26 protein-coding genes are annotated in these 25,712 nt (G+C 71.8%); 7 read left to right on the forward strand and 19 right to left on the reverse strand.

The window, feature by feature from the left end; genetic code table 11:
* Positions 1-167: 167 nt before the first annotated feature.
* The 6 genes from EDD92_RS35495 to EDD92_RS35520 all read right to left on the reverse strand — a co-directional run bounded on the left by EDD92_RS35495 (position 168) and on the right by EDD92_RS35520 (position 6,746).
* Positions 168-1,808: an alpha/beta hydrolase gene (locus EDD92_RS35495; RefSeq protein ID WP_123968071.1), complete on the reverse strand. Its 1,641-nt coding sequence runs from the start codon at positions 1,806-1,808 to the stop codon at positions 168-170.
* Between the two features lie 99 nt (positions 1,809-1,907).
* On the reverse strand, positions 1,908-2,708 hold the full coding sequence (locus tag EDD92_RS35500; protein WP_123968072.1) for a TIGR04222 domain-containing membrane protein: 801 nt from the start codon (positions 2,706-2,708) through the stop codon (positions 1,908-1,910).
* Positions 2,709-2,811: 103 nt separating this feature from the next.
* Complete coding sequence (locus tag EDD92_RS35505; protein WP_123968073.1) at positions 2,812-3,582, reverse strand: DUF4142 domain-containing protein; 771 nt, start codon at positions 3,580-3,582, stop codon at positions 2,812-2,814.
* Positions 3,583-3,643: 61 nt separating this feature from the next.
* Positions 3,644-4,960, reverse strand: coding sequence for a DUF692 domain-containing protein (locus EDD92_RS35510; protein ID WP_123968074.1), 1,317 nt, complete (start codon positions 4,958-4,960; stop codon positions 3,644-3,646).
* A 174-nt stretch (positions 4,961-5,134) separates the two neighbouring features.
* Positions 5,135-5,920 (reverse strand): DUF4142 domain-containing protein, encoded by a 786-nt coding sequence (locus EDD92_RS35515; protein ID WP_123968075.1) that lies wholly within the window; start codon positions 5,918-5,920, stop codon positions 5,135-5,137.
* Between the two features lie 109 nt (positions 5,921-6,029).
* Entirely contained in the window at positions 6,030-6,746 is a 717-nt protein-coding gene (locus EDD92_RS35520; protein WP_185124231.1) for an aminoacyl-tRNA hydrolase, read from the reverse strand.
* Between the two features lie 53 nt (positions 6,747-6,799).
* Here EDD92_RS35520 and EDD92_RS35525 point away from each other — a divergent pair, with 53 nt between their 5' ends.
* Both EDD92_RS35525 and EDD92_RS35530 read left to right on the forward strand, forming a co-directional pair.
* Positions 6,800-7,666, forward strand: a complete 867-nt coding sequence (locus EDD92_RS35525; protein ID WP_123968077.1) for an ATP-binding cassette domain-containing protein — start codon at positions 6,800-6,802, stop codon at positions 7,664-7,666.
* Entirely contained in the window at positions 7,663-8,334 is a 672-nt protein-coding gene (locus EDD92_RS35530; protein WP_123968078.1) for an ABC transporter, read from the forward strand. The genes EDD92_RS35525 and EDD92_RS35530 overlap by 4 nt, the downstream gene beginning before the upstream one ends.
* Positions 8,335-8,665: 331 nt before the next feature.
* Here the strand turns inward: EDD92_RS35530 and EDD92_RS35535 are convergent, their stop codons facing one another.
* The 9 genes from EDD92_RS35535 to zapE form a co-directional block, all read right to left on the reverse strand.
* The gene (locus EDD92_RS35535; RefSeq protein WP_123968079.1) at positions 8,666-8,845 is read right to left on the reverse strand and encodes a hypothetical protein; all 180 of its coding nucleotides are present in this window, start codon (positions 8,843-8,845) and stop codon (positions 8,666-8,668) included.
* Between the two features lie 18 nt (positions 8,846-8,863).
* Entirely contained in the window at positions 8,864-9,721 is an 858-nt protein-coding gene (locus EDD92_RS35540; RefSeq protein ID WP_123968080.1) for a polysaccharide deacetylase family protein, read from the reverse strand.
* 71 nt (positions 9,722-9,792) lie between these two features.
* Entirely contained in the window at positions 9,793-10,341 is a 549-nt protein-coding gene (locus EDD92_RS35545) for a YbhB/YbcL family Raf kinase inhibitor-like protein (RefSeq protein WP_123968081.1), read from the reverse strand.
* A gap of 33 nt (positions 10,342-10,374) precedes the next feature.
* Positions 10,375-11,766 (reverse strand): PhoX family protein, encoded by a 1,392-nt coding sequence (locus EDD92_RS35550; RefSeq protein ID WP_123968082.1) that lies wholly within the window; start codon positions 11,764-11,766, stop codon positions 10,375-10,377.
* A 94-nt stretch (positions 11,767-11,860) separates the two neighbouring features.
* Entirely contained in the window at positions 11,861-12,673 is an 813-nt protein-coding gene (locus EDD92_RS35555; protein WP_123968083.1) for a slipin family protein, read from the reverse strand.
* A 116-nt stretch (positions 12,674-12,789) separates the two neighbouring features.
* Positions 12,790-14,256 carry a SulP family inorganic anion transporter gene (locus EDD92_RS35560; RefSeq protein WP_185124232.1) on the reverse strand — a complete coding sequence of 489 codons (1,467 nt, stop codon included), beginning with the start codon at positions 14,254-14,256 and terminating at the stop codon, positions 12,790-12,792.
* A 5-nt stretch (positions 14,257-14,261) separates the two neighbouring features.
* Positions 14,262-14,840: a carbonic anhydrase gene (locus EDD92_RS35565; RefSeq protein ID WP_123968085.1), complete on the reverse strand. Its 579-nt coding sequence runs from the start codon at positions 14,838-14,840 to the stop codon at positions 14,262-14,264.
* A gap of 87 nt (positions 14,841-14,927) precedes the next feature.
* Positions 14,928-15,320 carry a hypothetical protein gene (locus EDD92_RS35570; RefSeq protein WP_123968086.1) on the reverse strand — a complete coding sequence of 131 codons (393 nt, stop codon included), beginning with the start codon at positions 15,318-15,320 and terminating at the stop codon, positions 14,928-14,930.
* 155 nt (positions 15,321-15,475) lie between these two features.
* Positions 15,476-16,582 carry a cell division protein ZapE gene (zapE, locus tag EDD92_RS35575; RefSeq protein ID WP_123968087.1) on the reverse strand — a complete coding sequence of 369 codons (1,107 nt, stop codon included), beginning with the start codon at positions 16,580-16,582 and terminating at the stop codon, positions 15,476-15,478.
* A 37-nt stretch (positions 16,583-16,619) separates the two neighbouring features.
* On the opposite strand from zapE, the gene EDD92_RS35580 reads away from it, so the two are divergent.
* From EDD92_RS35580 to msrB, 4 genes are all read left to right on the forward strand, one after another.
* Positions 16,620-17,459, forward strand: a complete 840-nt coding sequence (locus EDD92_RS35580; protein ID WP_123968088.1) for a pyrimidine reductase family protein — start codon at positions 16,620-16,622, stop codon at positions 17,457-17,459.
* A gap of 134 nt (positions 17,460-17,593) precedes the next feature.
* Positions 17,594-18,067: an indole-3-glycerol phosphate synthase gene (locus EDD92_RS35585; RefSeq protein ID WP_123968089.1), complete on the forward strand. Its 474-nt coding sequence runs from the start codon at positions 17,594-17,596 to the stop codon at positions 18,065-18,067.
* Between the two features lie 197 nt (positions 18,068-18,264).
* Positions 18,265-19,653 (forward strand): UDP-N-acetylmuramate--L-alanine ligase, encoded by a 1,389-nt coding sequence (murC, locus tag EDD92_RS35590; RefSeq protein WP_123968090.1) that lies wholly within the window; start codon positions 18,265-18,267, stop codon positions 19,651-19,653.
* 13 nt (positions 19,654-19,666) lie between these two features.
* Entirely contained in the window at positions 19,667-20,074 is a 408-nt protein-coding gene (gene msrB, locus EDD92_RS35595; protein ID WP_123968091.1) for a peptide-methionine (R)-S-oxide reductase MsrB, read from the forward strand.
* A 5-nt stretch (positions 20,075-20,079) separates the two neighbouring features.
* Here the strand turns inward: msrB and EDD92_RS35600 are convergent, their stop codons facing one another.
* The 4 genes from EDD92_RS35600 to EDD92_RS35615 form a co-directional block, all read right to left on the reverse strand.
* Positions 20,080-20,619 (reverse strand): hypothetical protein, encoded by a 540-nt coding sequence (locus EDD92_RS35600; protein WP_123968092.1) that lies wholly within the window; start codon positions 20,617-20,619, stop codon positions 20,080-20,082.
* A gap of 100 nt (positions 20,620-20,719) precedes the next feature.
* A complete protein-coding gene (locus EDD92_RS35605) occupies positions 20,720-21,955 on the reverse strand; it encodes a hypothetical protein (protein ID WP_399184721.1) in 1,236 nt (411 codons plus the stop codon).
* Positions 21,956-22,041: 86 nt separating this feature from the next.
* Positions 22,042-22,656, reverse strand: a complete 615-nt coding sequence (locus EDD92_RS35610) for an HAD family phosphatase (RefSeq protein WP_185124233.1) — start codon at positions 22,654-22,656, stop codon at positions 22,042-22,044.
* Between the two features lie 382 nt (positions 22,657-23,038).
* Positions 23,039-24,049, reverse strand: coding sequence for a lysylphosphatidylglycerol synthase transmembrane domain-containing protein (locus EDD92_RS35615; protein ID WP_123968094.1), 1,011 nt, complete (start codon positions 24,047-24,049; stop codon positions 23,039-23,041).
* A 145-nt stretch (positions 24,050-24,194) separates the two neighbouring features.
* Here EDD92_RS35615 and EDD92_RS35620 point away from each other — a divergent pair, with 145 nt between their 5' ends.
* Complete coding sequence (locus EDD92_RS35620; RefSeq protein ID WP_260326969.1) at positions 24,195-25,685, forward strand: glycoside hydrolase family 3 N-terminal domain-containing protein; 1,491 nt, start codon at positions 24,195-24,197, stop codon at positions 25,683-25,685.
* Positions 25,686-25,712 lie beyond the last annotated feature (27 nt).

The following is a 25,712-nucleotide window of genomic DNA, read 5'->3' on the forward strand; positions in this document are numbered from 1 at the left end:
GCAAGTCCGTGTCCGAGCTGGTCGAAGGGCTGGCCTGATCGAACGCGTTGCCTGGTGCCCGGCCGGGGGTCCGGGGGTTGGCGCCCGGGAGATGCAGCACCGGGCGCCGCAAGGACATCGCGGAGCTCATCGCGGGTCTGGCGTAGCCGGCGCCCGGTGTCGGGTGGTCAGGGACGGGCGGTCTTTCCCTTCAGGTTCTCCTTGACGGGGGCCGGGCGGGAGCGGCCGCCCGTTGCGGCCGGGTTCGGCTCCGCGTGCGGGGCGCAGGACGCCTGCTCCACCGGCAGCCGGCCCTCCAGCAGATACGAGTCCAGGTAGCCGTTGACGCACCGGTTCGGGCCGCCCGCGATGCCGTGTGTGCCCGCCTCCCGCTCGGTCACCAGGACCGAGCCGCTCAGCCGCCGGTGCAACTCCACGGCGCCGTCGTACGGCGTCGCCGCGTCCCGCTCGGCGGCCAGGATCAGCGTCGGCGGCAGCTCACCCGGCCCGGTCCGCACATCGAGGGGCTGCTGCCGGGGCGCCGGCCAGTAGGCGCACGGCAGGTTCATCCACGCGTTGTCCCAGGTCTCGAACGGCGCCACACGCGCGAGCTGCGTGTTGTCCTCGTCCCAGACCTTCCAGTCCGTCGGCCAGGGCGCGTCGTTGCACTCGACGGCGGTGTACACCGCGTTGGTGTTCTCCGCCTCGGCGGCCGTCTCGGTGGCCGGACCGGCCTGCTCGACCAGCGGCTTCGCATCACCCTTCAGATACGCCGACAGCGCCTTCGCGCGGGTCGGCCAGTAGTCGTCGTAGTACCCGGCCGACAGGAACGCCGCCTGCAGTTCCGCCGGCCCCACCTTGCCGCCCGCCGGTTTCGCCGCAAGCTGCTCGCTCGCCTTCTCGTAACTGGCCTGCACCTCGTCGGCCGTCTTCCCCAGACCGAACGCATCGTCGTGCCGGGCGATCCACTCCCGGAAGTCCGCCCAGCGCTTCTCGAACGCGGCCGACTGGTCGAGGTTGTTGCGGTACCAGATCTGCTCGGGAGCCGGGTTCACCGCCGAGTCGAACACCATCCGCCGCACGTGCGAGGGGAACAGCGTCGCGTACAACGCCCCGAAGTAGGTGCCGTACGACGCACCCATGAACGTCAGCTTCCCCTCGCCCAGCGCCGCCCGTACGACGTCCAGGTCACGGGCGTTGTTGAGCGAGTTGAAGTACTGCAGCCCGCCACCGGACCGCTTGGCGCAGCCCGTCGCGTAGGCCTTCGCCTGCGCGACGCGCTCCTGCTTGTACGTCTCCGAGGGGTACGTCGGCGCCTGTGAGGGTGCCTTGAAGAAGAGCTTGGGTTCCTCGCAGGACAGGGGCGAGGACTTGCCGACGCCCCGCGGGGAGTAGCCGACCAGGTCGTAGGCCGCCGCGAGGCGCTTCCACTCGGGGAGCATCCCGACGAGCGGGAAGTACAGGCCGTCGCCGCCGGGCCCGCCGGGGTTGTAGACCAGGGCGCCCTGCCGGGGCACCCGTCGCTTGCTGTTGTGGGGGTCCTTGTGCGTGGCCGTCACCCGGCTGACGGTCAGTTTGATCTGCTTGCCGCGGGGATGCGCGTAGTCGAGCGGGACGGACACCGTGCCGCACTCCATGGTGCCCGGCATGTCCTGCGCGGCGGAGCACTTCCCGAACTCGATGCCTGCCGCCCTGGCGCGCGCGGCGGCCACCGCCGTTCCGTGCAACTGGGCCGCGTCCGGGGCGACAGGGGTGCTGCCCGCCGGGGCGGCCGCGAGGGCGGTCAGGAGCAAGGATCCGGCGGCCGAGTACAGGGCGGCAGCTCTCATGACGTATCCCTTTCGGTGCATGGCAGCGACAAAAGGGATGTTTCGTTCGGTGCATGCAGAAGGCAAGCACCGCCCCGGCGGTGTCGGCCTCAATGCCCCCTATGCGCCCCTGGCGTGTGGTTCACGCCAGGACTGGTCGCGGTGCGCGAAGGCCGCGCGCAGGTCCGGTTCGCCGATCGCGCGGACGCCTCGCACGGCGACGGTGGTGAGGTACGTACGGTCGTCGCCGTACGAGACGCGCCGGGTCAGGGCGCCGAGCAGTCGCTGCCCGGCCGGGGAGGCCCAGCGCGAGTACGGGTGGGCCTCGACCCGGGCGATGGCCAGGCAGCTCAGTGTCAGCGCGAGCGGCAGGGCGAACCACAGGGCGACCAGGCCGCGCGGCATGTCCGGCTGCGCGGGCACCAGCAGTGCGATCGCGCCCAGCACGAGCACGGCCACCGCGGCGAGCTGCACCTGGCGCACTGCGGCCGCGACGGTGGTCCGGGCGCCGGCGGGCACGGCCAGGCCCGCGTCGACGAGCCGGTCGCCGAGGCCGGCGACCGCGTCCGCGGAGGCCGCCGCGGCCCGGACCGGGGCGATGCGGCTCTGTCCCTCGGGCCCGATGGCCCCTATGACGGACCGCTCCATGTCGTCCCGGCCGCGCGGGTCGACCACCGTCGCCCAGCCCGTGTGGGCGAGCAGCAGGCGCCGCTGCCGGGCCATGGAGACCATGGTCAGATCGGCGACCCGGCCGGGCCCGCCGGACAGGAAGGCGGCCTCGTAGAGCGTCAGGTCATGACGCCGGGCATGCGCTCCGACCTCCCCGTCGCCGGCCGCCGCACGTACGGCGGCCAGGCACAACCGCGTGCACGCGGTGCCGGCGGCGGCCCAGGCCAGCAGCAGGAGAACGACCCAGAACATGCCGTGTTTCTATGCCAGATGCCCGGGGAAAATCCATGCCCTGTTCACGATGCGGACGGAGTGTTGTCGGTATGTGACGTTCCGTTTGATGGTCCGGCAGAGATCACTGCGGCGGGCTGGTGGCGGCCGGCGGGAGCGTGTAGGTCGGGGAGGAGGACGGCTCGACCGGGACGACGGAGCCCGGGTCCGCCGTCGGACCGGGCGGGGCCGGGGAGGCCGTCAGCGGGGGAGTGCTCGAGGAGGCCAGGTCCTGGGCAAGCGCGTCCCAGTCGATGTAGCCCGTGGCCTCCAGGACCTTGATGTGGTCCAGCACGGTCGTGTTCGCGTCGTCGGCGAGCGCGCGCACCAGCGAGTTGCGGGTGCTCGCGCGGACCTGGGCGACGACCGAGAACACCTTGCCGTGGGCCAGTCGCAGAATGTTGGCGAACTTGCTGTCGTAGTCCGTGCCCTGAGCCGCGTTCAGGGTCGCCAGCCACTGCTTCTGCTGGTCGTTGGGTTCGTTGGGCAGCTGCAGCCCGAGCTTGGCCGCCACGTCCCGTACCCGCTGGTCGAGGAAGGTGTGCCCCAGGACGAGATGCTGCCCCGCGGTCCGTACGGCCTGGGTGGTGCCCTTCTGCTCGGCCTGCTGCCCGGCGGGCAGCTCCCACAGGCCGGCCAGCCGGACCTTCGTGATGAAGTCGCGGTCGAGCGCGGACAGCGGCCCGTACTGCGTCGACACGGTGTCGGCGTTCAGCACGCTGACGCCGGTTCCGGACCGGTCGGCGTACGACCAGATCGGGAAGATCAACGCCAACAGGGTCGCCGTCAGGCCGATGATGATGACCCCGGTGCCGCTGAATATGCCTCGGCCGGTGACGGGTGGTCGCGGTCGCATGGTGCCTCCTACGGCACCGCATATTACTAAGGAGTTCGAACGCCTTCGAGGGACGGCGGGCTCAGCGGTGCAGCAGCACCCGCCGCGCCGCCCTGGCCATCCTCACCGCCGGCCGCTGCGAGCGCGGTACGGGCCCCGACCGCTCCAGCCACCACTGCCTGAGCTCCCGCCGGGCCCGCCCCTCCTCCAGGCGCCCGTCGAGCAGCAGCTGCCCGGCGAAGTCCAGGGCGTCCCGGCGATAGCCGCCGGTCATCGGGTGCCGGTGGGCGTACGCGAGGAAGGCGGGCCGGTACGTGTCCCCGAGAATCTCCGGCAGCTCGGGCGCGACCTTGGCCACCACGTCCGCCCGCTTCCCGGCGAGCGCCCGCGCCTGCACCCCCAGCCGCACCCGGTCGAACCCCTCCGGCACGGGCGTCCCGGCGACGAGCGCGGACAGCAGGGCGGCCTGAGCGAGCCCGAGCCGCTGACGGGCGGCGTCGGAGGCAGGAGAGACGGAGCCCGCGACCGCCACCGCCTCCGCCGCAACCTCTGCCGCTGTCTCTTCCCGTATCGCCCGTCCCTTCTCCACGGCCCCCCGGATCGCCTCCAACTCCCCCTCCAGCACGGCCGGTTCGGGAAAGTTCTCGTCCCTCTCCAGCAGGACCCCGGGCGGCGAGACCCGAGCGGCGAGGTCGGTCAGGATGTCGAGGACCGGCTGCGGCACCGGGTGGGCGTGGCTGTCGTGCCAGACGCCGTCGCGTTCGAACCCGCCCGCGACATGGACGTACGCGATGGCCTCCAGGGGGAGTTCCGCGAGCGCCTTGGCCGGGTCCTCGCCGCGGTTGAGGTGGTTGGTGTGCAGGTTGGCCACGTCGATCAGGAGCCGTACGCCCGTCCGGTCGGCGAGCTCGTACAGGAACTGTCCCTCGGTCATCTCCTCGCCCGGCCAGGAGATCAGCGCGGCGATGTTCTCGACGGCGAGCGGCACCGGCAGCGCGTCCTGTGCGATGCGGACGTTCTCGCACAGCACGTCGAGCGCGTCCCGGGTGCGCGGCACGGGGAGCAGATGCCCGGCCTCGAGCAGCGGGGACGCCGTCAGCGGCCCGCCGGCCCGTACGAACGCGATGTGCTCGGTGACCAGCGGCGCGCCCAGCGCCTCGGCCCGCTCGGCGAGTGCGGTGAGCCGGTGCTCGTCGGGCCGGTCGGCGCCGCCGAGGCCGAGCGAGACGCCGTGCGGGACGACGGTCACCCCACGGGCGCGCAGCCGTCGCAGCGACTCGGGGAGGTGCCCGGGGCACACGTTCTCGGCCACGGCCTCGACCCAGTCGATGCCCGGCATGCGCTCCACGGCGTCGGCGATCTCCGGCCGCCACCCGATGCCCGTTCCCAGTCGCTCCATGGTCCGTCCCCCTCCTCGGCGTTCATCCGGTCCGCCCTGCGGTCGTCTCCTTCGACGTCGTCTTCTCGGACGTGACGGGGGTATGGCCCCGGCGACCGGCGGCGAACCCGGCCCCGCGCACCTTCAGAGGAAGATTTGAGGTTGGGGCCCGCCCGGGCCTCCGTCCCGGTCCGCTCACTCCAGCACGCCCGCCGAGTCCTGCGGATCCGGCCGGTTCGTGTTGACCGTGCCCGGCGCGCCCGGCGACGGCCGGGAGGTCGTGCCGATGTCGCCGGTGGCCTCGGCGGCCGGCGCCGAGGGCGCCACCTGGCCGGGGACCGGCGCCGGCGGCCCGGTCGGGCTGGCGGTCGTGGCGCCCGCCGCGTCGTTGGCGATGGCGTCGAAGTCGACCCGGCCGGTCTTCTCCAGCACCGTGATGTGGTCGAGGACCGTCTGGTTGGCGTCCGAGGCGAGCTGACGTACGAGCGTGTTGCGGGTGCTGTTCCGGACGGTGCCGATGGCCGGGAAGATCTTGCCGTGCGCCGAGCGCAGCAGGTTCACGAACTTGTACTCGTACTCCGTTCCCGTCGCCGCGGTCATCTCCTGTAACCAGCCCTGCTGTTGCTCGTTCGGCTGGTTCGGCAGCGCGACGCCGAGCTGGGCCGCGACGATCCGCACCCGCTTGTCGAGGTCGGTGTGGCCGACGACGAGATGGTCGCCCGCCTCCTTGATCGCCTGGCTGGGCGCGCGCTCGACCGCCTGCTGCCCGGCGGGCAGCTCCCACAGACCGGCCAGCCGCACCCGCACGATCAGATCGCGGTCGGCGGCGGTCAGCGGACCCCACTGGGTGTTCACGGTCCCCGCCGCGACGTTCGCCTGGCCGGTGCCCAACCGGTCGGCGTACGACCACATGGGGAACGCGATTGCTCCGAGGGTGACGACGATGGCCGCGACGAGCAGGGCCGTACCGTTGATCCGCATGCCAGGAGGTACGCGCGGGACATCCACGTTGTTCAAACAACAGGTAAAAAACCAAACGGAATGGTAAAGTTGCACGTCCAGTGCGGTGTGTCCAGCACGTCAATCCGGGTCAGCGCAGCGCCGGATGATCGGCCACCACCGTGCAGGAGCCGGGCGCGATCTCCGTGAAGCCCGCGTCACGCACCAACGGCAGCCCGCTCGTGGTCAGTTCGGCCCAGCGCCCCGGGTCGGCGCTCCGTACGGCGAGCGGGAAGCCCGCGTCCCGCCAGGCCCGCCTCTCCTCGTCCGACAGCTCCCACCAGGCCAGTTGGGCGCCGTGCCCCGCCTGTGCCATCGCCTTGCCGGCGGACATGTCGAGGTCGGGGTTGAGCCACAGCACGGGCGCCGCGGGATCCGCCTCCGCCGGCGGCTCCGGGTCGTCGAGATCGGTGCCGGAGACCTGCAACTTGGCCAGGTCCTTGGGCCATCCGTCGAGCGGTACGGGCGGAAACACCCGTACCTCCGCCGACTTGCCGCTCACCGTGATCCCGGGCAGCGCCCCGGCCCGCCGCCACTCGGCGCCGCGGGCGCGCCGCACCACCTTGCGGATCCGGGCGTCCTGCCAGTCCCGCATGACCTGGGCCCACTCCCCGTCCCCGAGGGACCGCTCGTCGCTGAGCATCACCAGTACCGCCCGGGCCGCGGTCTCCAGCGCGTCGGTACGGGCGGGCGGCGCGGCCTTTTCGATGTGTACGACGAGAGGCAGCACGAACTGCGGTGCCTGATCCCGCTCGTTGGGCTCGGACCGGAAAGGGCTGTCACTGGTGGACGTCACATCTTGGCTCACATCAGCCAACCTTAAGGGGGTGCCGGGCAGTGCCACTTTGCGAAGATGCCGCTATGCGACGTGATCTTCGGCTCGACAATGTCGGCCGCCGCTACGGCATCCGCGGCCCCTGGGTCTTACGCGGCGTCCACCTCGCGGTGACGCCGGGCACGCTGACCCGCGTCGAAGGACCGAACGGCACCGGCAAGTCCACCCTCCTGCGCCTGCTGGCCGGCCTGGACGCCCCCAGCGAGGGCCGCATCACCGGACGCCCGCGCACGGCCTACGTCCCCGAACGCTTCCCCTCGGCCCTCCCGTTCACCCCGCACGGCTACCTCACCCACCTCGGCACCATCCACGGTCTCTCCCGCCGCACGGCGACCCGCGCCGCAGACGAATGGCTGGACCGCTTCGGAGCCTCCGCCTACGCCCGCACCCCCATGGCCCAGCTGTCGAAGGGCAGCAGCCAGAAGGTCGCCGTCGCGCAGGCCCTGCTCGCCGAGCCGGAGCTGCTCGTCCTCGACGAGGCCTGGACCGGCCTGGACGCCGCCGCCCGCGGCGAGCTGGAGCGGGCCGTCGCCGACCGCACCGCCGCGGGCTGCGCCGTGGTCTTCGTCGACCACGACCCGCGCAGGCTGTCGGGCGCGCCCGACACCACGTACACCGTGCGCGACGGCGGCCTCGAACGCCGTACACGCGAGACCACCGCACCGGCCGACAGCGGCCCGCAGGTCGTGGTCGAGGTGCAGGGCCCGCAGGGCGGGCAGCCGCCCGTCGACGCACTGGGTGCCCTCGTCGCGGCGGAGGAGGCCGCGCCGGGCACCTACCGCCTCACCGTCCCCGCCTCCCACTCCGACGTCGTGCTGCGCACCCTGCTGACGGCCCGCCCGCCGTGGCACGTGGTCAGCGTGCACGCCCTCGACAAGGACAGCCGCCGATGACAGCTCTCCTGCGCTACCAGGCCGCCCTTCTCCTGCGCTCGCAGCGCTGGCTGCCGCCGGTCATCCTGTACGCGGCGTTCCTCGGCATCGGTGTGCAGAGCGGGCAGCCCGTCCTCGACTCGCTCGGTTACACGGCCGCGGCCCTGCTGCCCGTCGCCGCCTGGCTGGTACGGATCTGCGTCACCGTCGAACCGCCCGCGGCACGCGCGTGCGTGGCCGCGGCCTCCGGGCCGGGGCGGGCGCATCTGGCGCGGCTTCTGGTGGCCCTGATCGCGGCGGCGGCACTCGGTACGGCCGCGGTCCTCGTCGTGACCCTGATCAGCGCCCCGGTGAGCACCGACAACCGGGCCCGGATCGCAGTGCTCCCGGCTGCCTTGGCCGGGCTCCTCGCCGCGCAGGCCTGCGCGCTGCTCGGCACGGCCGTCGGCGCGCTCACCAACTGGCCGGTGCTGCGGGCGCCCGGCCGGGCGGTCCCGGCGATGCTGCTCACGGCGCTGCTCTCGGTGGTGACGACGGGCTCACCGGCGCAGGCGGCGGTCAGTGGCCTGGTCGCCGGCTCGCAGTCCGGCAGGGTCCCCGTACCCCTGGTGCCACTGGCCGCGGCAGCCGTCATCGCGGCGGCGGCGATCGGGGCGGCCTGCGCCGTTACGTCCCGCCGCTCGCCCTGAGCGGGCGCTCCGCTGGAAGCGCAGATGCTGTAGCGAGTGCGGCTCCGCCGCGGCGCGTGCCGGTGGGGGGCTGGTCGCGCCCACGCGGCGGAGCCGCATATCGACACAGCCCCGCGCCCCTCAGGGAGCGCGGCGGCCTGCGCCCTTACGTCCCGCCGCTCGCCCTGAGCGGGCGCTCCGCTGGAAGCGCGCAGATGCTGTAGCGAGTGCGGCTCCGCCGCGGCGCGTGCCGGTGGGGGGCTGGTCGCGCCCACGCGGCGGAGCCGCATATCGACACAGTCCAGGGCCCCTCAGGGAGCACGGCGGCCCCTGCTCTTTGACGTCCCGGCGCTCACCCTGAGCAGGCGGTGCGCTGCGCCTCCTGCCACTCGCACACCGGGCACAGGGTGATCCCCTTGTACGACTCCGGGTACTCGGTCGGCTCGCGGCAGAGCACGCACTCGGCATACGGCGGCCCGTCTGCCTCGGGCGGCTTCGGCGCGTCGCGGGTGGTGCAGTAGTCCTCGCTCACACCTCCAGCGTAAGCCGCTCACTGCTGCCCCCTCGTGGCCCCGATCAGCTGGGACACCTTCACGAACCGGAAGCCCTTCCTGCGCAGCTCGGGCACGATCCGGCGGACTGCCTGCTCGGTCACCGGGGCGGCGCTGCGGGTGCAGTGCATCACGACGACCGAGCCCGGCCGCACCCCCTCCAGCACCTGCCGGGCCACCGCGTCCGCGTCCGTCGCGAACGCGTCCCCGCTCACCACGTCCCACTGCACGGCGGTGACGCCGGTCGCGGCCAGCGCCCGCAGGGCCTGCCGGTCGTAACAGCCGCCCGGGAAGCGGAAGTACGGCATCGCGTCCGGCACCCCGGCCCTGCGGAACGCGGCGTACGCCCGCTCCACGTCCGACCGCATCCGGTCCTCGGAGACGGTCGGCAGGCCGTAGCAGTCCCCGGTGAAGCTGTAGTGGCTGTAGGAGTGATTGGCGACCTCGAAGAGCGGGTCCCGCCCGATGGACCGCGCCTGCACCGGGTACTCGTCCGCCCATCGCCCGGTCATGAACACGGTCGCCGGAACCTTCAGCGCCCGCAGTGTCGCGATCAGCTCCGGATTGTCGAACCGCTCGCCGGCCGCCGCTCGCGCCCCCTGATCGGCGGTCATGTCGGCATCGAAGGTGAGCGCGACCGTGCTGCCCTGCGTGCGCGGGCCGTTCTTGAAGACGGGGGTGAGACCGGCGGGGCCGGGTGCGAGGGTCGGGGGCCGGGACGGCACGGCGGAGGCCGCGGAGGGGGCCGGTTGAGCGGCGTGGGGCGCGTCGGGTGCGCCACAGGCGGTGAGCACGACGCCGAGTGCACAGGCGGCGGCTGCATGGCGTACGCGTAGAGGTCGTACGAGACTGATCATCGTACGAACATAAATGGATGAAACGGGCGAATCGCGTATCGCCGCACCACTCCGTGGTCAGTGCCCGGCGGTCAGCGCCCGTAGCGGCCGGTCAGGGTGCCCGAGGCCGCCGTATGGCCGCTCAGTGAGCGCCTGACGTCGTCGGCCGTGGCGTCGGCGGACACGGTGAGGGCCTTGTCGGTGGCGTAGACCGAGAAGACGTAGTGGTGGGGCTTGCCCTTGGGCGGGCAGGGGCCGCCGTACGCGTTCTTCTTGAAGCCGTTGCGGCCCTGGGTGGCGCGCTTCGGTACCTCTCCGGCGGCCCAGTGGGTGTCGTGCGGGTCGATTCCCCACATCAGCCAGTGCACGAAGGTGCCGTGCGGGGCGTCCGGGTCCTCGACCAGCACGACCAGTTCGGCGGCGGTGTCCGGGACGCCGGACAGGTCCAGCGGCGGTGAGACGTCCTCCCCGTCGCACGTGTACCGGCGGGGGACGGTGCCACCCTCGGAGAAGGCGCTGCTCGTCACGGTGATCCGCCGCGCGGCGCTGGGTGCGGGGACCGACGTACCGCCGCCGTCCCCGCACCCCGAGGCGAGCCCCACTGCCGCCGCGGCGGCGACGATCACGAGCCTGCGGTGCATGTACGAAACGCTAGTCGCGCCCCTGTGCCCCCGCTACCTGCGCCAGGGCCCCGTCACCGCGAACGTCGTGCCGGGTGTGTAGCAGTTGACGTACATCGTGCGCCCGTCGGGGGAGAAGGTGACGCCGGCGAACTCGCCCCACTCCGGGGCGTCCGGCGTGCCGCCCGCCGCGGTAGCGGCTGATGTGATCGCCTGTCTCCCGCGCGCCATCGCGTACACCTCCCCGCCCCTCGTCACGCCGAAGACGTGCTGGGCGCCGTTGCCGTCCTCGCAGACCATCAGGCCGCCGCTCGGGGCGAGGCAGATGTTGTCGGGGGACTCGCCGGGGAGCTGGACGTCGGTGTCCGGGCCGAAGACGATCACGAGGGTCAGGCGGCGCGCCGAGGGGTCGTAGCGCCAGATCTGGCCGTAGTGGTCGGCCGCCGAGCCGTCGGCGCTGTGCGCGAACGACGACACGAAGTACACGCACCGCCCGCCCCAGTAGCAGCCCTCCAGCTTCTGCGCGTGGGTGATGCCCTTCGGGCCGAAGTCCTGCAGGCGGACGGGGGTTTGGGTGGCGAGAGGGTCCGGTACGTCGACCCATTCGATGCCGTCGAAGGTCGCGCCGGTCTCCTGGATCGTGGAGAGGTCGGGTACGCCGGGCACGCGCATCGCCTGCAGTCGGCCACCCGCGCGCAGTGAACCGACGCCGCCCAGGGGCTTGTTGGGCAGGAAGCGGTAGAACAGGCCGAACGGCTTGAGGAACGCGTCCTCGGTCTCGTAGACGATCCCGCGCTTCGGGTCGATCGCGATCGCCTCGTGCTGGAAGCGGCCCATCGCGGTCAGCGGGACGGCGCCCGTGCGGTGCGGGTCGGACGGGTCGACCTCGAAGATGAAGCCGTGGTCCTTGGTGTAACCGTTGGTGCCGGCCCTGTCCTCGGTCTCCTCGCAGGTCAGCCAGGTGCCCCAAGGGCTGGGCCCGCCCGCGCAGTTGACGGCCGTACCGGCGATGGCGACCCGTTCGGAGAGTACGTTGTTGTGCGAGTCCAGGGTCAGGGCCGTGCAGCCGCCCTTGCCCGCCGGGTCGTAGGTGAGGCCTGCGATCGTCGGGACGGCGTACGTCGCGGTGGGGCGGTTCTCGTGGTTGCGGACCAGGTGGACGCGGCCGCCTCTTGCGGGCAGTGCGGTCATGCCGTCGTGGTGGGAGGGCACCGGGCCCTCGCCGGAGCGGAGCTGGTCGCCCTCGCGGGAGAGGACCCGGTAGCGGAAGCCCTCGGGCAGGTCGAGCAGGCCGTTCGGGTCGGGGACCAAGGGGCCGTAGCCGGTGTGGCCGAGGTCCTGGGCCGCGGCTGTTCCCGCGAACAGTTCGGACAGGGCCCCGGTGAAAGCGATGCCCGCTCCCAGGGCACCGGAGCGGGCGAGGATCTGACGTCGTGTTGCAGACATGAAGGGTGCAACCTTCCTGTTGGCGGACAGGAACTGTGACGTCGTTGTGTCTATCACCCGGCGCGCGGCGCGGGAACCACGCGCGTAACACGTGTCACTGCTCAATGGTCTTCCGCGGCGGCGCCTGCTGTGGCGTCTCCTGCGGTGTCTGAGCCGCCCTCTCCAGGAAGCGCAGCAGCTCCACCGGGAAGGGGAGCACCAGCGTCGAGTTCTTCTCGGCGGCGACCGCCACCACCGTCTGGAGCAGCCGCAGCTGGAGCGCGGCGGGCTGCTCGGACATCACACCGGCGGCCTGCGCCAGCTTCTTGGAGGCCTGCAGCTCCGCGTCCGCGTTGATGACCCGGGCCCGCCGCTCCCGGTCGGCCTCCGCCTGCCGGGCCATCGACCGCTTCATCGATTCCGGCAGTGACACGTCCTTGATCTCCACGCGGTCGATCTGCACGCCCCAGCCGACGGCTGGGCTGTCGATCATCAGCTCCAGGCCCTGGTTGAGCTTCTCCCGGTTGGACAGCAGATCGTCCAGGTCGCTCTTGCCGATGATCGAACGCAACGACGTCTGCGCCATTTGCGAGACGGCGAAACGGTAGTCCTCGACGTTGATGAGCGCGGCTGCCGCGTCCACGACCTTGAAGTACACGACCGCGTCGACCCGCACGGTCACGTTGTCGCAGGTGATGCCCTCCTGCGCGGGCACGGGCATCGTCACGATCTGCATGTTGACCTTACGCAGCCGGTCCACACCGGGGATGATCAGCGTGAACCCCGGCGGACGCACCCCGCCGCGCAGCCGTCCGAGCCGGAGGACCACCCCGCGCTCGTACTGCTTGACGACCCGTGCCGCGGCCGAGACATACACAAGGCCCGCGGTGCCGGCGGCCACGGCCACTCCCACCAGCTCTTCGACCATCACGACCTCCTCGTCGAGAGGCCCTTCGCGTCCGCGCGCGCCGCTATGTGCGCTCCTGTAACGATATGCCCGGTCCGAGACTCTGGGCGAGTTTCGGACCGGGCATTGTCATACGGCTACTGCGCCGTGACCCGCACAGGTTCGGTGCCGACCGCGCTGTGCCGCTCGGCCCAGTTCTCCAGGGCCGTACGGCAGGCGTGGTCGAGGTGGTGCAGCCCGGACAGGTCCAGCTCCACCGGGCGGTCCTGGGGCAGCGCCTCCAGGCTGTCGAGGATCTTCGGCAGCCGCAGGAAGGTCGCATTGCCCGAGAGGTACGCCTGGACGGGCCCTGCGCCCTTGTCGACGACCTCCAGCTTGATGTGCGAGGCCTCCCAGGCGGTCTTGACGACCGCGAGTGCCAGGCCGATGAGCACGCCCTCGAACATGCTGACCGCGACGATCGACACGGCCGTGACGACCAGGATCAGCGACTCGCCGCGGTGCTCGCGCCACAGCGACACGATCTCGCGGACGGGGATCAGCTTGGCACCGGAGTACACCAGGATGCCCGCGAGGGCCGGGATCGGGATGTAGCCGAGGACGTTCGGCAGCAGCGCGGCGAACAGCAGCAGCCACACGCCGTGCATGACGCGCGACGCCTTTGTCCGCGCGCCCGCCTGGACGTTCGCCGCGCTGCGCACGATCACCGCGGTCATCGGCAGGGCGCCGAGCACACCGCACAGCGCGTTGCCCGCGCCCTGCGCGACCAGTTCCCTGTCGTATTCGGTACGCGGCCCGTCGTGCAGCCGGTCCACGGCCGCCGCGCTGAACAGCGACTCGGCGGACGCGATCAGGGTGAAGGCGACGATCGTGCCGAGCAGACCGATGCTCGCGAGGTCGCCGAAGGCGCTCAGCGGGGGCGGCTGGATGGAGCCCAGCAGACCCTGCACCTCCACCGTGGCGACCGGCAGCGAGAACACCACGGCGGCGGCGGTCGCGAGTCCGACCGCGGCCAGCGGACCGGGGACCGTGCGCACCTGCTTCGGCATCCGCTTCCACAGCACGAGTACGGCGATGGTGCCGGCGCCGAGCAGGAGCGAGGCGAGGGCGTCCGTCTTCCCGACGGCGTCGAAGAGCGCGCCGGGGAGCTCGGCTATCTTCGCCAGGCCGGAGGCGGGTGCCTTGGCGTCCGCCATCGAGTAGAGCTGCCCGGCGATCAGCACGAGTCCGATGCCGGCCAGCATGCCCTCGACGACCGAGACCGAGATGGCCCGGAAGTAGCGCCCCAGCTTCAGGGTGCCCATGAGGATCTGGAGGACGCCGGTGGCGAGGACGATCACGCCGAGGGCCGGCAGCCCGAACTCCTGCACGGCCTCGAAGACCAGCACGGTCAGACCCGCCGCGGGCCCGGAGACCTGGAGGCTGCTGCCGCGCATCAGGCCCGTGACGATGCCGCCCACGATGCCGGTGACCAGGCCGAGTTCGGCCGGGACACCGGAGGCGACGGCCACGCCCACGCACAGCGGGAGAGCGACCAGGAAGACGACCAGGGAGGCGGCGAAGTCCTGCCGCAGATGAGGGTTCCTCGATATCACGGTCATCATGGCGCTCACAGGGCCTTGAAGACGTCGGAGGCGGTGTCGTGCGCCAGGACGGCGCCGGTGTGGACCTCGTAGTACCAGGCGTGCAGGGACAGTTGACGGTCCTTCAGTTTCTTCTCGATGAACGGGTAGGAGCGCAGCCGCAGCAGCTGCGTCAGGACGTGGCTCTGCACGCCCTCGGTGACGGCCGGGTCCTCGACCGCGCCTGCCGGCCGCGGGGTGGCGTGCGCGAGCCAGTCGCGCACGGCGGGGACGGCGGTCAGGTCGTCGCCGCGCACGAGGGCACCGACCGCGCCGCAGTGCGAGTGACCGCAGACGACGATGTCGTCGACCCCGAGCACCTCCACCGCGTACTCGATGGTGGCCGCTTCGCTGGTGGGGTGCTCGGAGGCGAACGGCGGGACGATGTTGCCTGCGGTGCGCAGCTCGAAGAGCTCGCCCGGGCGGGCGCCGGTGATCAGGGCCGGGACGACCCTGGAGTCGGAGCAGGTGATGAACAGCACCTGCGGGGACTGGCCTTCGGCGAGTTTGGCGAACTCCTCAGGGCGCTGTCCGAACGTACGGGCGTTGTCGATGAGGGGCTGCATGATGTGGTGACTCCTCCTGGCGCGCCGCGACGGCGCGTCGGTGTGGGCAGGACAGGTGTGGGGTAACTGCGCTGTTCTGCTTCTCTCTCAGCAGCGGAAGACCTGAAGTGCCGCCGGAGAGTGGGATGCCGAAGGTCTCGGCAGATGATGGGTGCGGTGCGCGACCGGCATGTGGACCGAGGCCGGGTCCTGCGCCGGCAGTGGGCGCTCGGGCTCCTCCGGCGTGCATCCGGTGTTCACATGACGCTCGCGGGGGCGCAGGGGGCCGGTCGGGGCCCCGGAGACTCCACAGTCGCGGAACGTCGCGGCCTCGTCACGCAGCGCCTTGCCCGAGAGCTTGGTTCCGGGCAGATCCTTGGCTACGGCATGACGGACCGTGTGCGCGGCTGCGAAGGACGTGGTGGGTGCGAAGAAGGTGAGGGCGAGCAGAGCGGCGGCGAGCAGAGCCAGGACCGTACGGGTCGTCGTACCTCGGAACATGCGCCCCCCCTTCCTGTCGCCCACGTCTCTTGCATCGACCAAGGGATGGTCAATCACCGGTCAAGAAACACGTTAACCCTGCAAAGTTGTTTGCAGGGTTAACTTAACGTTTCCAGCTGAAGAGAGCCTGAAATGCGCTGGTGGGGTGGCGTGAACTAGTCGCTCTCGGCGAGTCCCTTGCCATCCCGCGCCAGCGCGGTGAGCCGGGAGATCGCCCGGAAGTACTTCTTGCGGTAGCCGCCGTTCAGCATCTCCTCGCTGAACAGCCGGTCGAAGGGCAGCCCGGAGGCCAGCACCGGTACCTCGCGGTCGTAGAGCCGGTCCGCGAGCACCACGAGCCGCAGGGCGGTCGACTGGTCGGGGACGGGGCGGACCTCGGTGAGGCAGACCGCCTTCAGTCCGTCGGTCAGCGCGCCGTACCTGCTGGGGTGGACCTTGGCGAGGTGGTCCAGGAGGTGCGGGAAGTCGTCGAGCGAGGCCCCCGGGGTGGCGTACGCCGCCTTCGTCACCTGCTCGTCCGAGAAGGGCGCCGGCGCCTCGGGCAGGCCGCGGTGGCGGTAGTCCTCGCCGTCGATGCGCAGGGCGCGGAAGTGGGCGGACAGGCCCTGGATCTCGCGCAGGAAGTCGGCCGCCGCGAAACGGCCCTCGCCGAGCTTGCCGGGGAGGGTGTTGGAGGTGGCGGCGAGGGCCACACCGGCGTCGACGAGCCTGCCGAGCAGGGTCGATACGAGGACCGTGTCGCCGGGGTCGTCGAGCTCGAACTCGTCGATGCACAGGAGGCGGTGGCCGCTCAGGGTCTGCACGGTCTGCTGGAAGCCCAGGGCGCCGACCAGATTGGTGAGCTCGACGAACGTGCCGAACGCCTTGAGCGCGGGCTCCGCCGGGGTGGCGTGCCAGAGGGAGGCGAGGAGGTGGGTCTTGCCGACGCCGTAACCGCCGTCGAGGTAGACGCCGCGGGGGCCGGCCGGGACCTTCGGCGCCTTGGGCTTCCCGAATCCGAAGAAACCGCGCTTTCCGCCGCGGATGGCGTGCGCCCCGCCGAGGCCGCCCGCGAAGCCCTCGAGGACCCGCACGGCCTCGGTCTGGCTGGGCTGGTTCGGGTCCGGCATGTAGGTTCTGAAGCGGACCGAGTCGAAGCGCGGCGGCGGCACCATCTCGGCGACCAGGCGGTCGGCGGGGACGTGCGGTGCGCGGGCGCACAGGGACTGCGGGGCCGCGTCGGCTATCGGGCTGAGGCCGGGGGCGGAAGGGGAGGACGACACGGTTCCCCATGCTAAGGGCCGTGCCACACTGCACGACATGCGACGCCTGTTCCCTGTGACCGACGAGACAGTGCCGAAAGCCCCTGCATCTCCCGGCGAGGAGGGTGTGACCGGTGGGGCCGGTGTTCCCGAAGTCCCGGCCGACCGCGAGTGGAGCCTCCCCGAGCTCGCCGCCGCCTATGCCTACCCCGAGCCCACCGCCGGCGGACGGCCCGTCCCGTGGCTGCGCGCGAACATGGTGTCCACGCTCGATGGGGCCGCCCAGCACGACGGACGGTCGCAGCCGATCTCCAGCGCGGCCGACATGCGGATCTTCGGAACCCTGCGCGGGCTGGCGGACGTCGTGGTCGTCGGTGCGGAAACGGTACGTCAGGAGGGGTACCGGCCCGCACGCGCGCGTGCGGAGTTCGCGGAGCTGCGGCAGGCGGCCGGGCAGCCGCCGGCGCCGGCGATCGCGGTGGTCAGCGCCAGCCTGGACCTGGACTTCTCCCTTCCGCTGTTCACCTCGCCGGTGGTGCCGACCCTGGTCCTCACGGGCGCCGCGGCGGCCCCGGACCGGGTCGCCGCCGCCGAGAAGGCCGGCGCCCGGGTGGTGATCGCCGGTGACGGCGTCGGCGTGGAGCCCGCCCGCGCCGTACGGGCCCTGGGCGACCTCGGGTACACCCGGCTGCTGACCGAGGGCGGCCCCCGGCTGCTCGGCCAGCTGGTGGCCGCCGGAGTGCTCGACGAGCTCTGCCTCGCCGTCTCCCCGATGCTCACCGCCGGCGACGCGCAGCGCATCGCCGGCGGGCCGTCGGTCGCGGTTCCGCAACGCTTCGTCCTCGCGTCGCTGCTGGAGGAGGAGGGGTTTCTCTTCACCCGCTACCAGCGGCCCTGACAATCGTTCAGCGGTACCGCCGGTCCCGAAAACGGCGGAACCTACCGTTCCGCTTTGCTCGGGGCGGGCACACTGAATCTCGCAGTGCCCCGTGACATCACGGGGCAGGATGGTTTCCGCAGAAGGGGCGCCCGGTGTTCACAAGCGTATTGATGATCGAGAAGGCCCTGACGTCCGCAGACGTGGAGTTCGTCACCAGCTTGCACGGGGACGAGGAGGTCTCCTTCCACGTGCTGCTCCAGCCCCGCGGCGACCAGGCGGACCGCCTGCTGCGGGCCATCGACGACGTCGCGCTCGGCGAGCTGGACGAGGTCGCGCGCGAGCGGGACGTCCCCGAGGGGGAGGCCGCGAGGCCCTTCGGGGAGCGGGCGTTGGAGGTGTCGCTGCAGGCGCTGCATGCCGCAGGCAGCGGGGCGGAGGGGCGGCTGATCGAGGATCATCCGCTGGATGCGCTCAAGGCCCTCGTGGACGAGGTCGACGCCGATGAGGTGATCGTGCTGACCGATCCCCACTACGTGGAGGAGTTCTTCCATCGGGACTGGGCGTCTCGGGCTCGGCACAAGGTGGGGGTGCCGGTGTTGAAGCTGTTCTCGCACAGTAAGGCCTAGACGCCGTCGGGATTTGGTGCGTTTGTGGGTGCGGGTCCGATGTGGCTGGTCGCGCCCCGCGGCGGAGCCGCTGATGTCACAGCCCCGCGCCCCTGGGGTGGTGCAGTCCCCGGCGTCCAATGGTCGGCGGCGGTTGGCGTACCGAATAGGCTGGGGCGCTGAACGTCCGCCGTATCAGTAAGCACAGGGAGACACGCATGGCACCCGGCCTTCCCCCCGCCATGGACCGACCGCATTTCATTGGCATCGGCGGGGCCGGAATGTCGGGGATCGCGAAGATTCTTGCTCAGCGTGGGGGCAAGGTGGCGGGCAGTGATGCGAAGGAGTCCGCCACCGCCGAGGCGCTGCGGGAGCTGGGTGCGACCGTGCATATCGGGCATGCGGCGGAGCATCTCGCCGACGACGCCAGTTGCGTGGTCGTGTCGTCGGCGATCCGCAAGGACAACCCGGAGCTGGCCCGCGCGGCCGAGCTCGGGATTCCGGTGGTGCACCGGTCCGACGCCCTCGCCGCGCTCATGGACGGCCTGCGGCCGATCGCGGTCGCCGGTACGCACGGGAAGACGACCACGACGTCGATGCTGGCCGTCTCGCTGAGCGAGCTGGGGCTGAAGCCCTCGTACGCGATCGGCGGCGACCTGGACGCGCCCGGCTCCAACGCCCTGCACGGCGAGGGCGAGATCTTCGTCGCCGAGGCCGACGAATCGGACCGCAGCTTCCACAAGTACGCGCCCGAGGTGGCGATCGTCCTCAACGTCGAGCTGGACCACCACGCCAACTACGCGTCCATGGACGAGATCTACGAGTCCTTCGAGACGTTCGCCGGACGGATCGTGCCGGGCGGCACGCTGGTGATCAACGCCGATCACGAGGGTGCGCGGGAGCTGACCCGGCGGCTGGCCGGTTCGGTGAAGACGGTGACGTACGGAGACGCCGAGGACGCCGACGTACGTGTCCTGTCCGTGGTCCCGCAGGGGCTGAAGAGCGAGGTCACGGTCCTGCTGGGCGGGCAGGAGCTCACCTTCGCCGTCTCCGTGCCCGGCCGGCACTACGCGCACAACGCCGTGGCCGCGCTCGCGGCGGGCGTCGCGCTGGGTGTCCCCGCCGCCGAGCTGGCCCCGGCCCTGGCCGCGTACACCGGTGTGAAGCGCCGACTGCAGCTGAAGGGCGAGGCGGTCGGAGTCCAGGTCATCGACTCCTACGCCCACCACCCGACGGAGATGACGGCCGACCTGGAGGCCATGCGCGCCGCGGCGGGCGAGGCGCGGATCCTGGTCGTCTTCCAGCCGCACCTGTTCTCGCGGACGCAGGAGCTCGGCAAGGAGATGGGGCAGTCGCTGGCCCTCGCGGACGCGTCGGTGGTCCTCGACATCTATCCCGCCCGCGAGGACCCGATCCCCGGTGTGACGAGCGAGCTGATCATCGAGGCGGCGCGGGCCGCGGGCGCGGACGTGACGCCCGTCCACGACAAGGCGGGGGTGCCTGAGGTCGTGGCGGGAATGGCGAAGGCGGGTGATCTCGTTCTCACCATGGGCGCGGGCGACGTCACCGACCTCGGACCGCGCATCCTGGACCGTCTCGCGAAGTAAGGGGCTGAGCTTCATGTCGTACGACGTCGAAAAGCCGGACGAGCAGTGGCGTGCGGAGCTGACCCCGGCCGAGTACGCCGTGTTGCGCCAGGCCGCGACCGAGCCCGCCTTCACGGGTGAGTACACCGACACCAAGGCGACGGGCGTGTACTCGTGCCGCGCCTGCGGCGCCGAACTGTTCACCTCCACCACGAAGTTCGAGTCGCACTGCGGCTGGCCGTCCTTCTACGACCCGAAGGACACCGACGCGGTCGAGCTGATCGAGGACCGCTCGCACGGCATGGTGCGGACCGAGGTGCGGTGCGCGCGGTGCGGGTCGCATCTCGGGCACGTCTTCGAGGGCGAGGGGTATCCGACGCCCACGGACCAGCGGTACTGCATCAACTCCATTTCCCTGCGTCTGGCCGCTGACGAGGGCTGACCGTCCTAGTCCGCCGTCCTGGCGTACGTGTAGGGGGCGGCGACGGCGCCGCTGTGGTGGTCGGCCGCACGCAGGGCGGCGGTGAGGCGTTCGCGTGGTTTCATGCCGAGGCCGGCGGTGGCGTGGAGGGCGCCGAGGGCGTACTCGTCGCCACAGCCGACCGCGGCGTACCCGTCGGCGGACTCGCTGACCTGGTAGTCGCCGTGGATGGCGAAGAGCCGGCCGTGGACGCCCACGAGGAAGCTGCCGGCCTGTTCCTGCTCGGACTCCTTGCGCGCCCAGCCGCCGTCCTTGAGGCAGGTGCGGACCGCGTTGACGAAGGTCGTGGCCATGAAGCGGTAGAGGGCACCTTCCGGGTGCGGGGCATCGAGGCCGTAGTGCAGCAACTGCCCCATGCGGAAGGACGTGGTGTACCCGAGGACGTAGGGTCCGTTGGTGAACACCTTGGGGTCGCGGCAGATGGTGAGCCGATATCCGTCACTGCCTGCGGAGTCTCCGGCCAGATGTACTCGCTTGCGATTGACCAGGCCGACGATGACCGTCAAGTCAGCACCCCCGTCACGGTGTTGAGGCGTCGGTGTCCGCCTTGGGGGAGTTCTGCCCGCCCGCGGCGCGGAGTCACCGCTTCCGTTCAGCGGTACCGCCTCAACAGCTCTGCGGTGCGTCCGACTCCGCACGACGGCTTTGCGGGATCACGGGGTGCGGCCGGCCCTGTGCCCCGCGGCCATGGCGTCTGCTGCGGGGCGGGCGTTGGGGCCACCAGAGGACGTAGGCGGCGGAACCGGCCGCGAAAGCCAGGCGGATGAGGCCCTGGACGGAGTCCGAGGGGACGAGCAGGGCGCTGCCGTACAGGGAGATGAGGGCGAGCCAGCTGACCCAGGGGACCAGCCGGCGCTGGCCGATCGAGTCCCAGATCAGGGTGCCGAGGAGGACCGAGGCGTTGTAGTACGTGTACACGCTCGGGTCCAGGACGATGCGGGCGTCGGCGGCGAGCAGCACGACGGCCGGCCAGCGGTGCCGGCGGACGGCGAGGGCACCCAGGGCGATACCGAGGGCCATCTGGGCGGGACGATCCCACCAGGGGGTGGCGGCGTCGTGCACGCCGAACCAGCGCAGGGCCGAGGCGGGCTGGTTCGGGATGGTGAAGCGGGCGGCGGCCAGGGTGTCCAGGTGGGTGAGGTAGAAGGGCAGCCACGCGGCGGCCACCAGGCCCATGGTCCAGGCGGCGGAGCGCAGGCGGGCGGGGCGCGGCAGGGCCAGCAGCAGCGGCAGGAAGCCCACCGCCCAGGGTTTGGAGTCCACCGCGAGGGCCAGGAAGACGCCGACGGCCGTCGCCTTGCCGCGGACCAGGGCGCGGACGGCGAGGGTGGTGAAGAACAGCGCCAGGACGTCGTCCAGGTGCGCGAAACGCACCGATACCTCCACCCACATGGGGATGAAGGCCGCTCCGGCGATCAGTACGCGCTGCTGGAGGCGTTTGTGGTTGAGTCCGGTGCCCCGGTAGTGGTCGGCGGCGGCGCGGCCGACCAGCACCAGCATGTACAGGCCCAGGCCGGACATGAACGCGTCGGCGAGCTTCTCGCCGAGTTCGGCGGGGAACGGTGCGAACAGCCCGGCGACCAGGAAGCTGACCGGGCCGATCTGCAGGTCCGGGTGGTTGGCGTAGAGGGCGAGGCCGCCGCCGGGGACCTGGTGGAAGAGCAGTTGCTGCCCTTCCCGCAGATAGTGCCACGACACGGCTCCGTGGCGTTCGGCCACGAAGAACCAGACGGTCGTCCACAGCGCCAGCAGGGCGTTGTGCCAGCGCACCGGATAGCGGCCGATACGGCCGATCCGTGCCCCGTCCCCGGGCACGGCTGTCACCGTCTTCCGCTTCCCCACGTTCCGTCCTCCCCCTAGGGCCTGGTCATCCCTGTAGAGGGGGGCTCGGCGCTGTGGGTTGCCTGTCCGGGGCCGCGAGCCGGGCCCTAGACGAGGGACACGAGGGCCGTACGGGCGTCGACGACGGTGGGGTTGCCGACGGAGGCGAGCAGGCCGAGGCCGTCGGTGCGGGTGCCGTAGCCGAAGCAGTCCAGGGGTGCCGCGCCGTGCTCGGCCGCGGCGCGGACCGCGGCCCGGGTCTTGGCCGCCGCCGTCATCGGGTGGCGTACCTCGCCGGTCAGGCACCCCTCGGAGTCCACGACGGGTTCGGTGCACAGGACGAGGTCGGCGCCGAGATCCTCGCGCAGCGGGGCCAGGCAGGGCGTGAACGCCTCGGAGACCAGGGCGGTGAGGTGTCCGGCGTCCTGGTGGGCGCGGAGCGCGGTCAGGGTCCGGGCGACGAACGGCGGACCTATGCGGCGTCCCCGGCGGACCTCCTCGTACCAGCGCCGCCCCTGTTCCATCAGCTCGGCCGACGGGGTTCCCGCATAGAGCCGGTAGTACGCCCGCAGCAGGTCGGCAGGGTCGATGCCGAGTGCGGCCATGGCGCCCAACTGGTCCACTTCGTAGGCGTATTGCGTCTCGCCGAGCCGGTAGCGGAGGAAGTCGTACCGCGCGGGGGTGGTGAGCAGTGTTTCGTCCACGTCGAAGAACGCGATCACGGGGGACGGGCGACGGATCTTGATGGTCAGGTCCTTCCAGGGTGGAATCGGCGGGCAGGGGCACGAATCTTCTGCACGCTTCGTGCACGGATCTGACACATACAGAAGCGCAGAGTGACCATTCGATGTCACTTCGGCCATCGCCCGTGGACGGCATTGCGCCAGACCTGATCCGGCCGGAAGTCGTCGTTGCCGTCTCGACTGGCGGTACGGCACCTGCTCGTCACGCCGGCCTTGGGAAGCACGCCGCAGGCAACCGTGCAGGTCGGACGCCTGACCGCAGGTCGGCCGGATGCGCGCTTGCCCGCGCCGTCACCCCGCACGTCCGACCGGTCGGACACCCGTGCGTAACGGCCAGAACGGCCGAAGCCCGACGGTCTCCTCACAGCACCTTCCGCTGCACCAGCGCCGACAGCACCAGCGCCCCCGGCAGCAGCGGCAGCCAGACCGTCAGGACGCGGTAGCCGATGACGGCGGTCGCCGACACGTCCATGGGTGCGCCGAGCGCGACCATGGCGAACACGACCGCCGCGTCCACGGGGCCGATGCCGCCCGGTGCGGGCACGGCCCCGACCGCCGTGCTCGCGGCCAGGAACGCGAAGGCCACCTGCATCCACGACAGCGACAGGCCGAGTGCCGCCCCGACCGCGAAGAGGACGCTCGCCTGGATCAGCGGGGCGGCGGCCGCCCCGCCCCACAGGGCGAGGATCCGCGCGGGCCGGGTGTGCAGCAGCCGTACGTCGGTCAGGGCGCAGCGCAGGGCGTCGAGGAGGGGGCGGCGCAATGGCCGTACGGTCGTCACGAGCAGGGCGGTTCCGGCGAGGGCGAGCGTCACGGCTCCGGCGATCAGGAGCGACGTCCGGTGATCCGGCACGAGTTTGCCGGTGAGCAGCAGGTCGGGGAAGGCCACCAGGAAGACGAGGAGCACCAGCGTCCTCGCGATCGGCTTGACCGCCGAGTAGAGGGCGAGCGAGGCGGTGGCCCGGGCCAGGGGTATGCCGCGGCCCTGCAGGAAGCGCAGGGTGACGGCGTGCGCGCCGATACTCGCCGGCAGTACGTGATTGGCGGCGCCGGCGGCGAACTGCGAGGCGATCAGCAGCCCGGCCGGGAGCCGTTCCGGCAGCGCGCCCTGGCGGATGCAGGGCGCGGACAGCCAGCCCAGGCAGGTGAAGAACAGCGCGACCAGCAGCCACCAGGGGTCGGCGGAGCCCAGGCGGGCGGTGCCGTCGTACACGGTCCGCCAGTCGACCGCCGCCCAGGCGCCGATCAGGAGCAGGGGCAGCAGGACCAGGGCGCTGCGGAGGAAGCGTGGGGCGTCGAAGCGTTTTGGGGACGGGAGGGGGAGACCGGTGGGGAGCCGGCCGGGGGCGTCGTCGAGCGGGAGCAGGGACACGGCGGAACCGTTCCCGCCGGGTGTGACGCCCTGGTGTCCGGGAGCCTACGGGGTGCGGGCGGGCGGGCGACAGCCATCCTGGCGATGAATCATTCATCCAATGAAGTGTTGACGTCAGGATGAATAAGCCAGAACAATCCATTGGGTGACCTCCGAGCAGCTGTCCGCGGGCCCGGCCCTGTCCTCCGTCTCCTCCGACCTGGACGAGGCGGTCCACCGCTGTCTCGTCGCGGGCTTCGAGGGCACGACGGCCTTCCCCGACACCCTCAAACGGCTCATCGACCGCGGTCTGGGCGGCGTCATCCTGTTCACCCGGAACGTGCGCGACGCGGAGCAGGTCCGTGAGCTCACCGACGCACTGCGGGCGATACGCCCCGATCTGCTGGTCGCCATCGACAACGAGGGCGGCGGCATCGGTCACCTGGTCGGCGCGGGCGCCCCCGAGGTCCCCGGCTCCTACGCCCTCGGCGTCGCCGACGACCCGAACCTGACGGCCCGCTGCGCCGACGCCCTCGCCGGCCACCTCGCCACCCTCGGCATCACCGCCTCGTACGCACCCGTCGCCGACCTCCAGCGCAGGGCGGACAACCCGATCGTGCGCACCCGCTCCTTCGGCGCCGACCCCGGGCTCGCCGCCCGCCATCTGCACGCCTGGATCACCGCCACCGAGGCCCGCTCCATCGCCTCCTGCGCCAAGCACTTCCCCGGCCACGGTGGCACCGAGACCGACAGCCACCACGACCTCGCCGTCGACCCGCGGCCGTCCGACGAACTCCGTGCCGACCTGGAACCGTTCCGCGCGGCCGTCGCCGCGGGCGTGCCCATGCTGATGAGCGCGCACGTCGTCTATCCGGCGCTGGACGCCAACCGCCCCGCCACCCTCAGCCGCCGCATCCTCGGCGACCTGCTCCGCCACGAGATCGGCTTCGACGGTGTGCTGGTCAGCGACGCCCTGGAAATGAAGGCCATCGCCGACCGCTACGGCGAGGCGGCCGGGGCGCGCATAGCCCTCGCCGCGGGCGCGGACCAGGTGATCGTCGCCGTGCCGGACCTGGAGGTCACGCTGGGCTGCCGGGACGCGGTGCTCGACGCGGTGGACTCCGGCCGGCTGTCCGAGGAGCGGATATGGGAGGCGGCCGGGCGGGTACGGCGGCTCGCCCAGCGGTACGCGACCCCCGCCGGGGTGGTGGCCGCCTGGGACGCCGGGGCCGGTCTGGAGGCGGCGCGGCGCGCCGTACGCAGCAGGGCCCTGCCGCGTGCCGTGCGCGGCGCCCACGTCGTCGACCTCTTCCCGCCCCCGCATCCCGCCCTCAACTGGGGCGGCGAGGACCTCCTGACCGAGCTGCGCCCCCTCGACCCCACGGCGAACGGTACGGCGGTGAGCGGGGAGCCCTGCGATCAGACTGCGCTGGTCGACGGCATCTTGCGCCTGGCCGCGGATTCGCCGCTGGTTGTCGCCACGTGTGACGCGGGGATCCATCCGTGGCAGGCGAACTTCCGCGAGGCCCTGCTGGCCCGGCGTCCGGACGCGGTACGCGTGGACACCGGGCTGCCGGAGGGGGGTGACCTGTGCTCCTATGGGCGGGGGCGGGTCAATCTGCGGGCCGTGGCGGAGGTGCTGGGCGCTCCGCTGTGAGTGCCGGGATGGGCCGTGGGTCGTCTG

Source organism: Streptomyces sp. TLI_185 (assembly GCF_003814765.1).
Classification (GTDB): domain Bacteria; phylum Actinomycetota; class Actinomycetes; order Streptomycetales; family Streptomycetaceae; genus Streptomyces.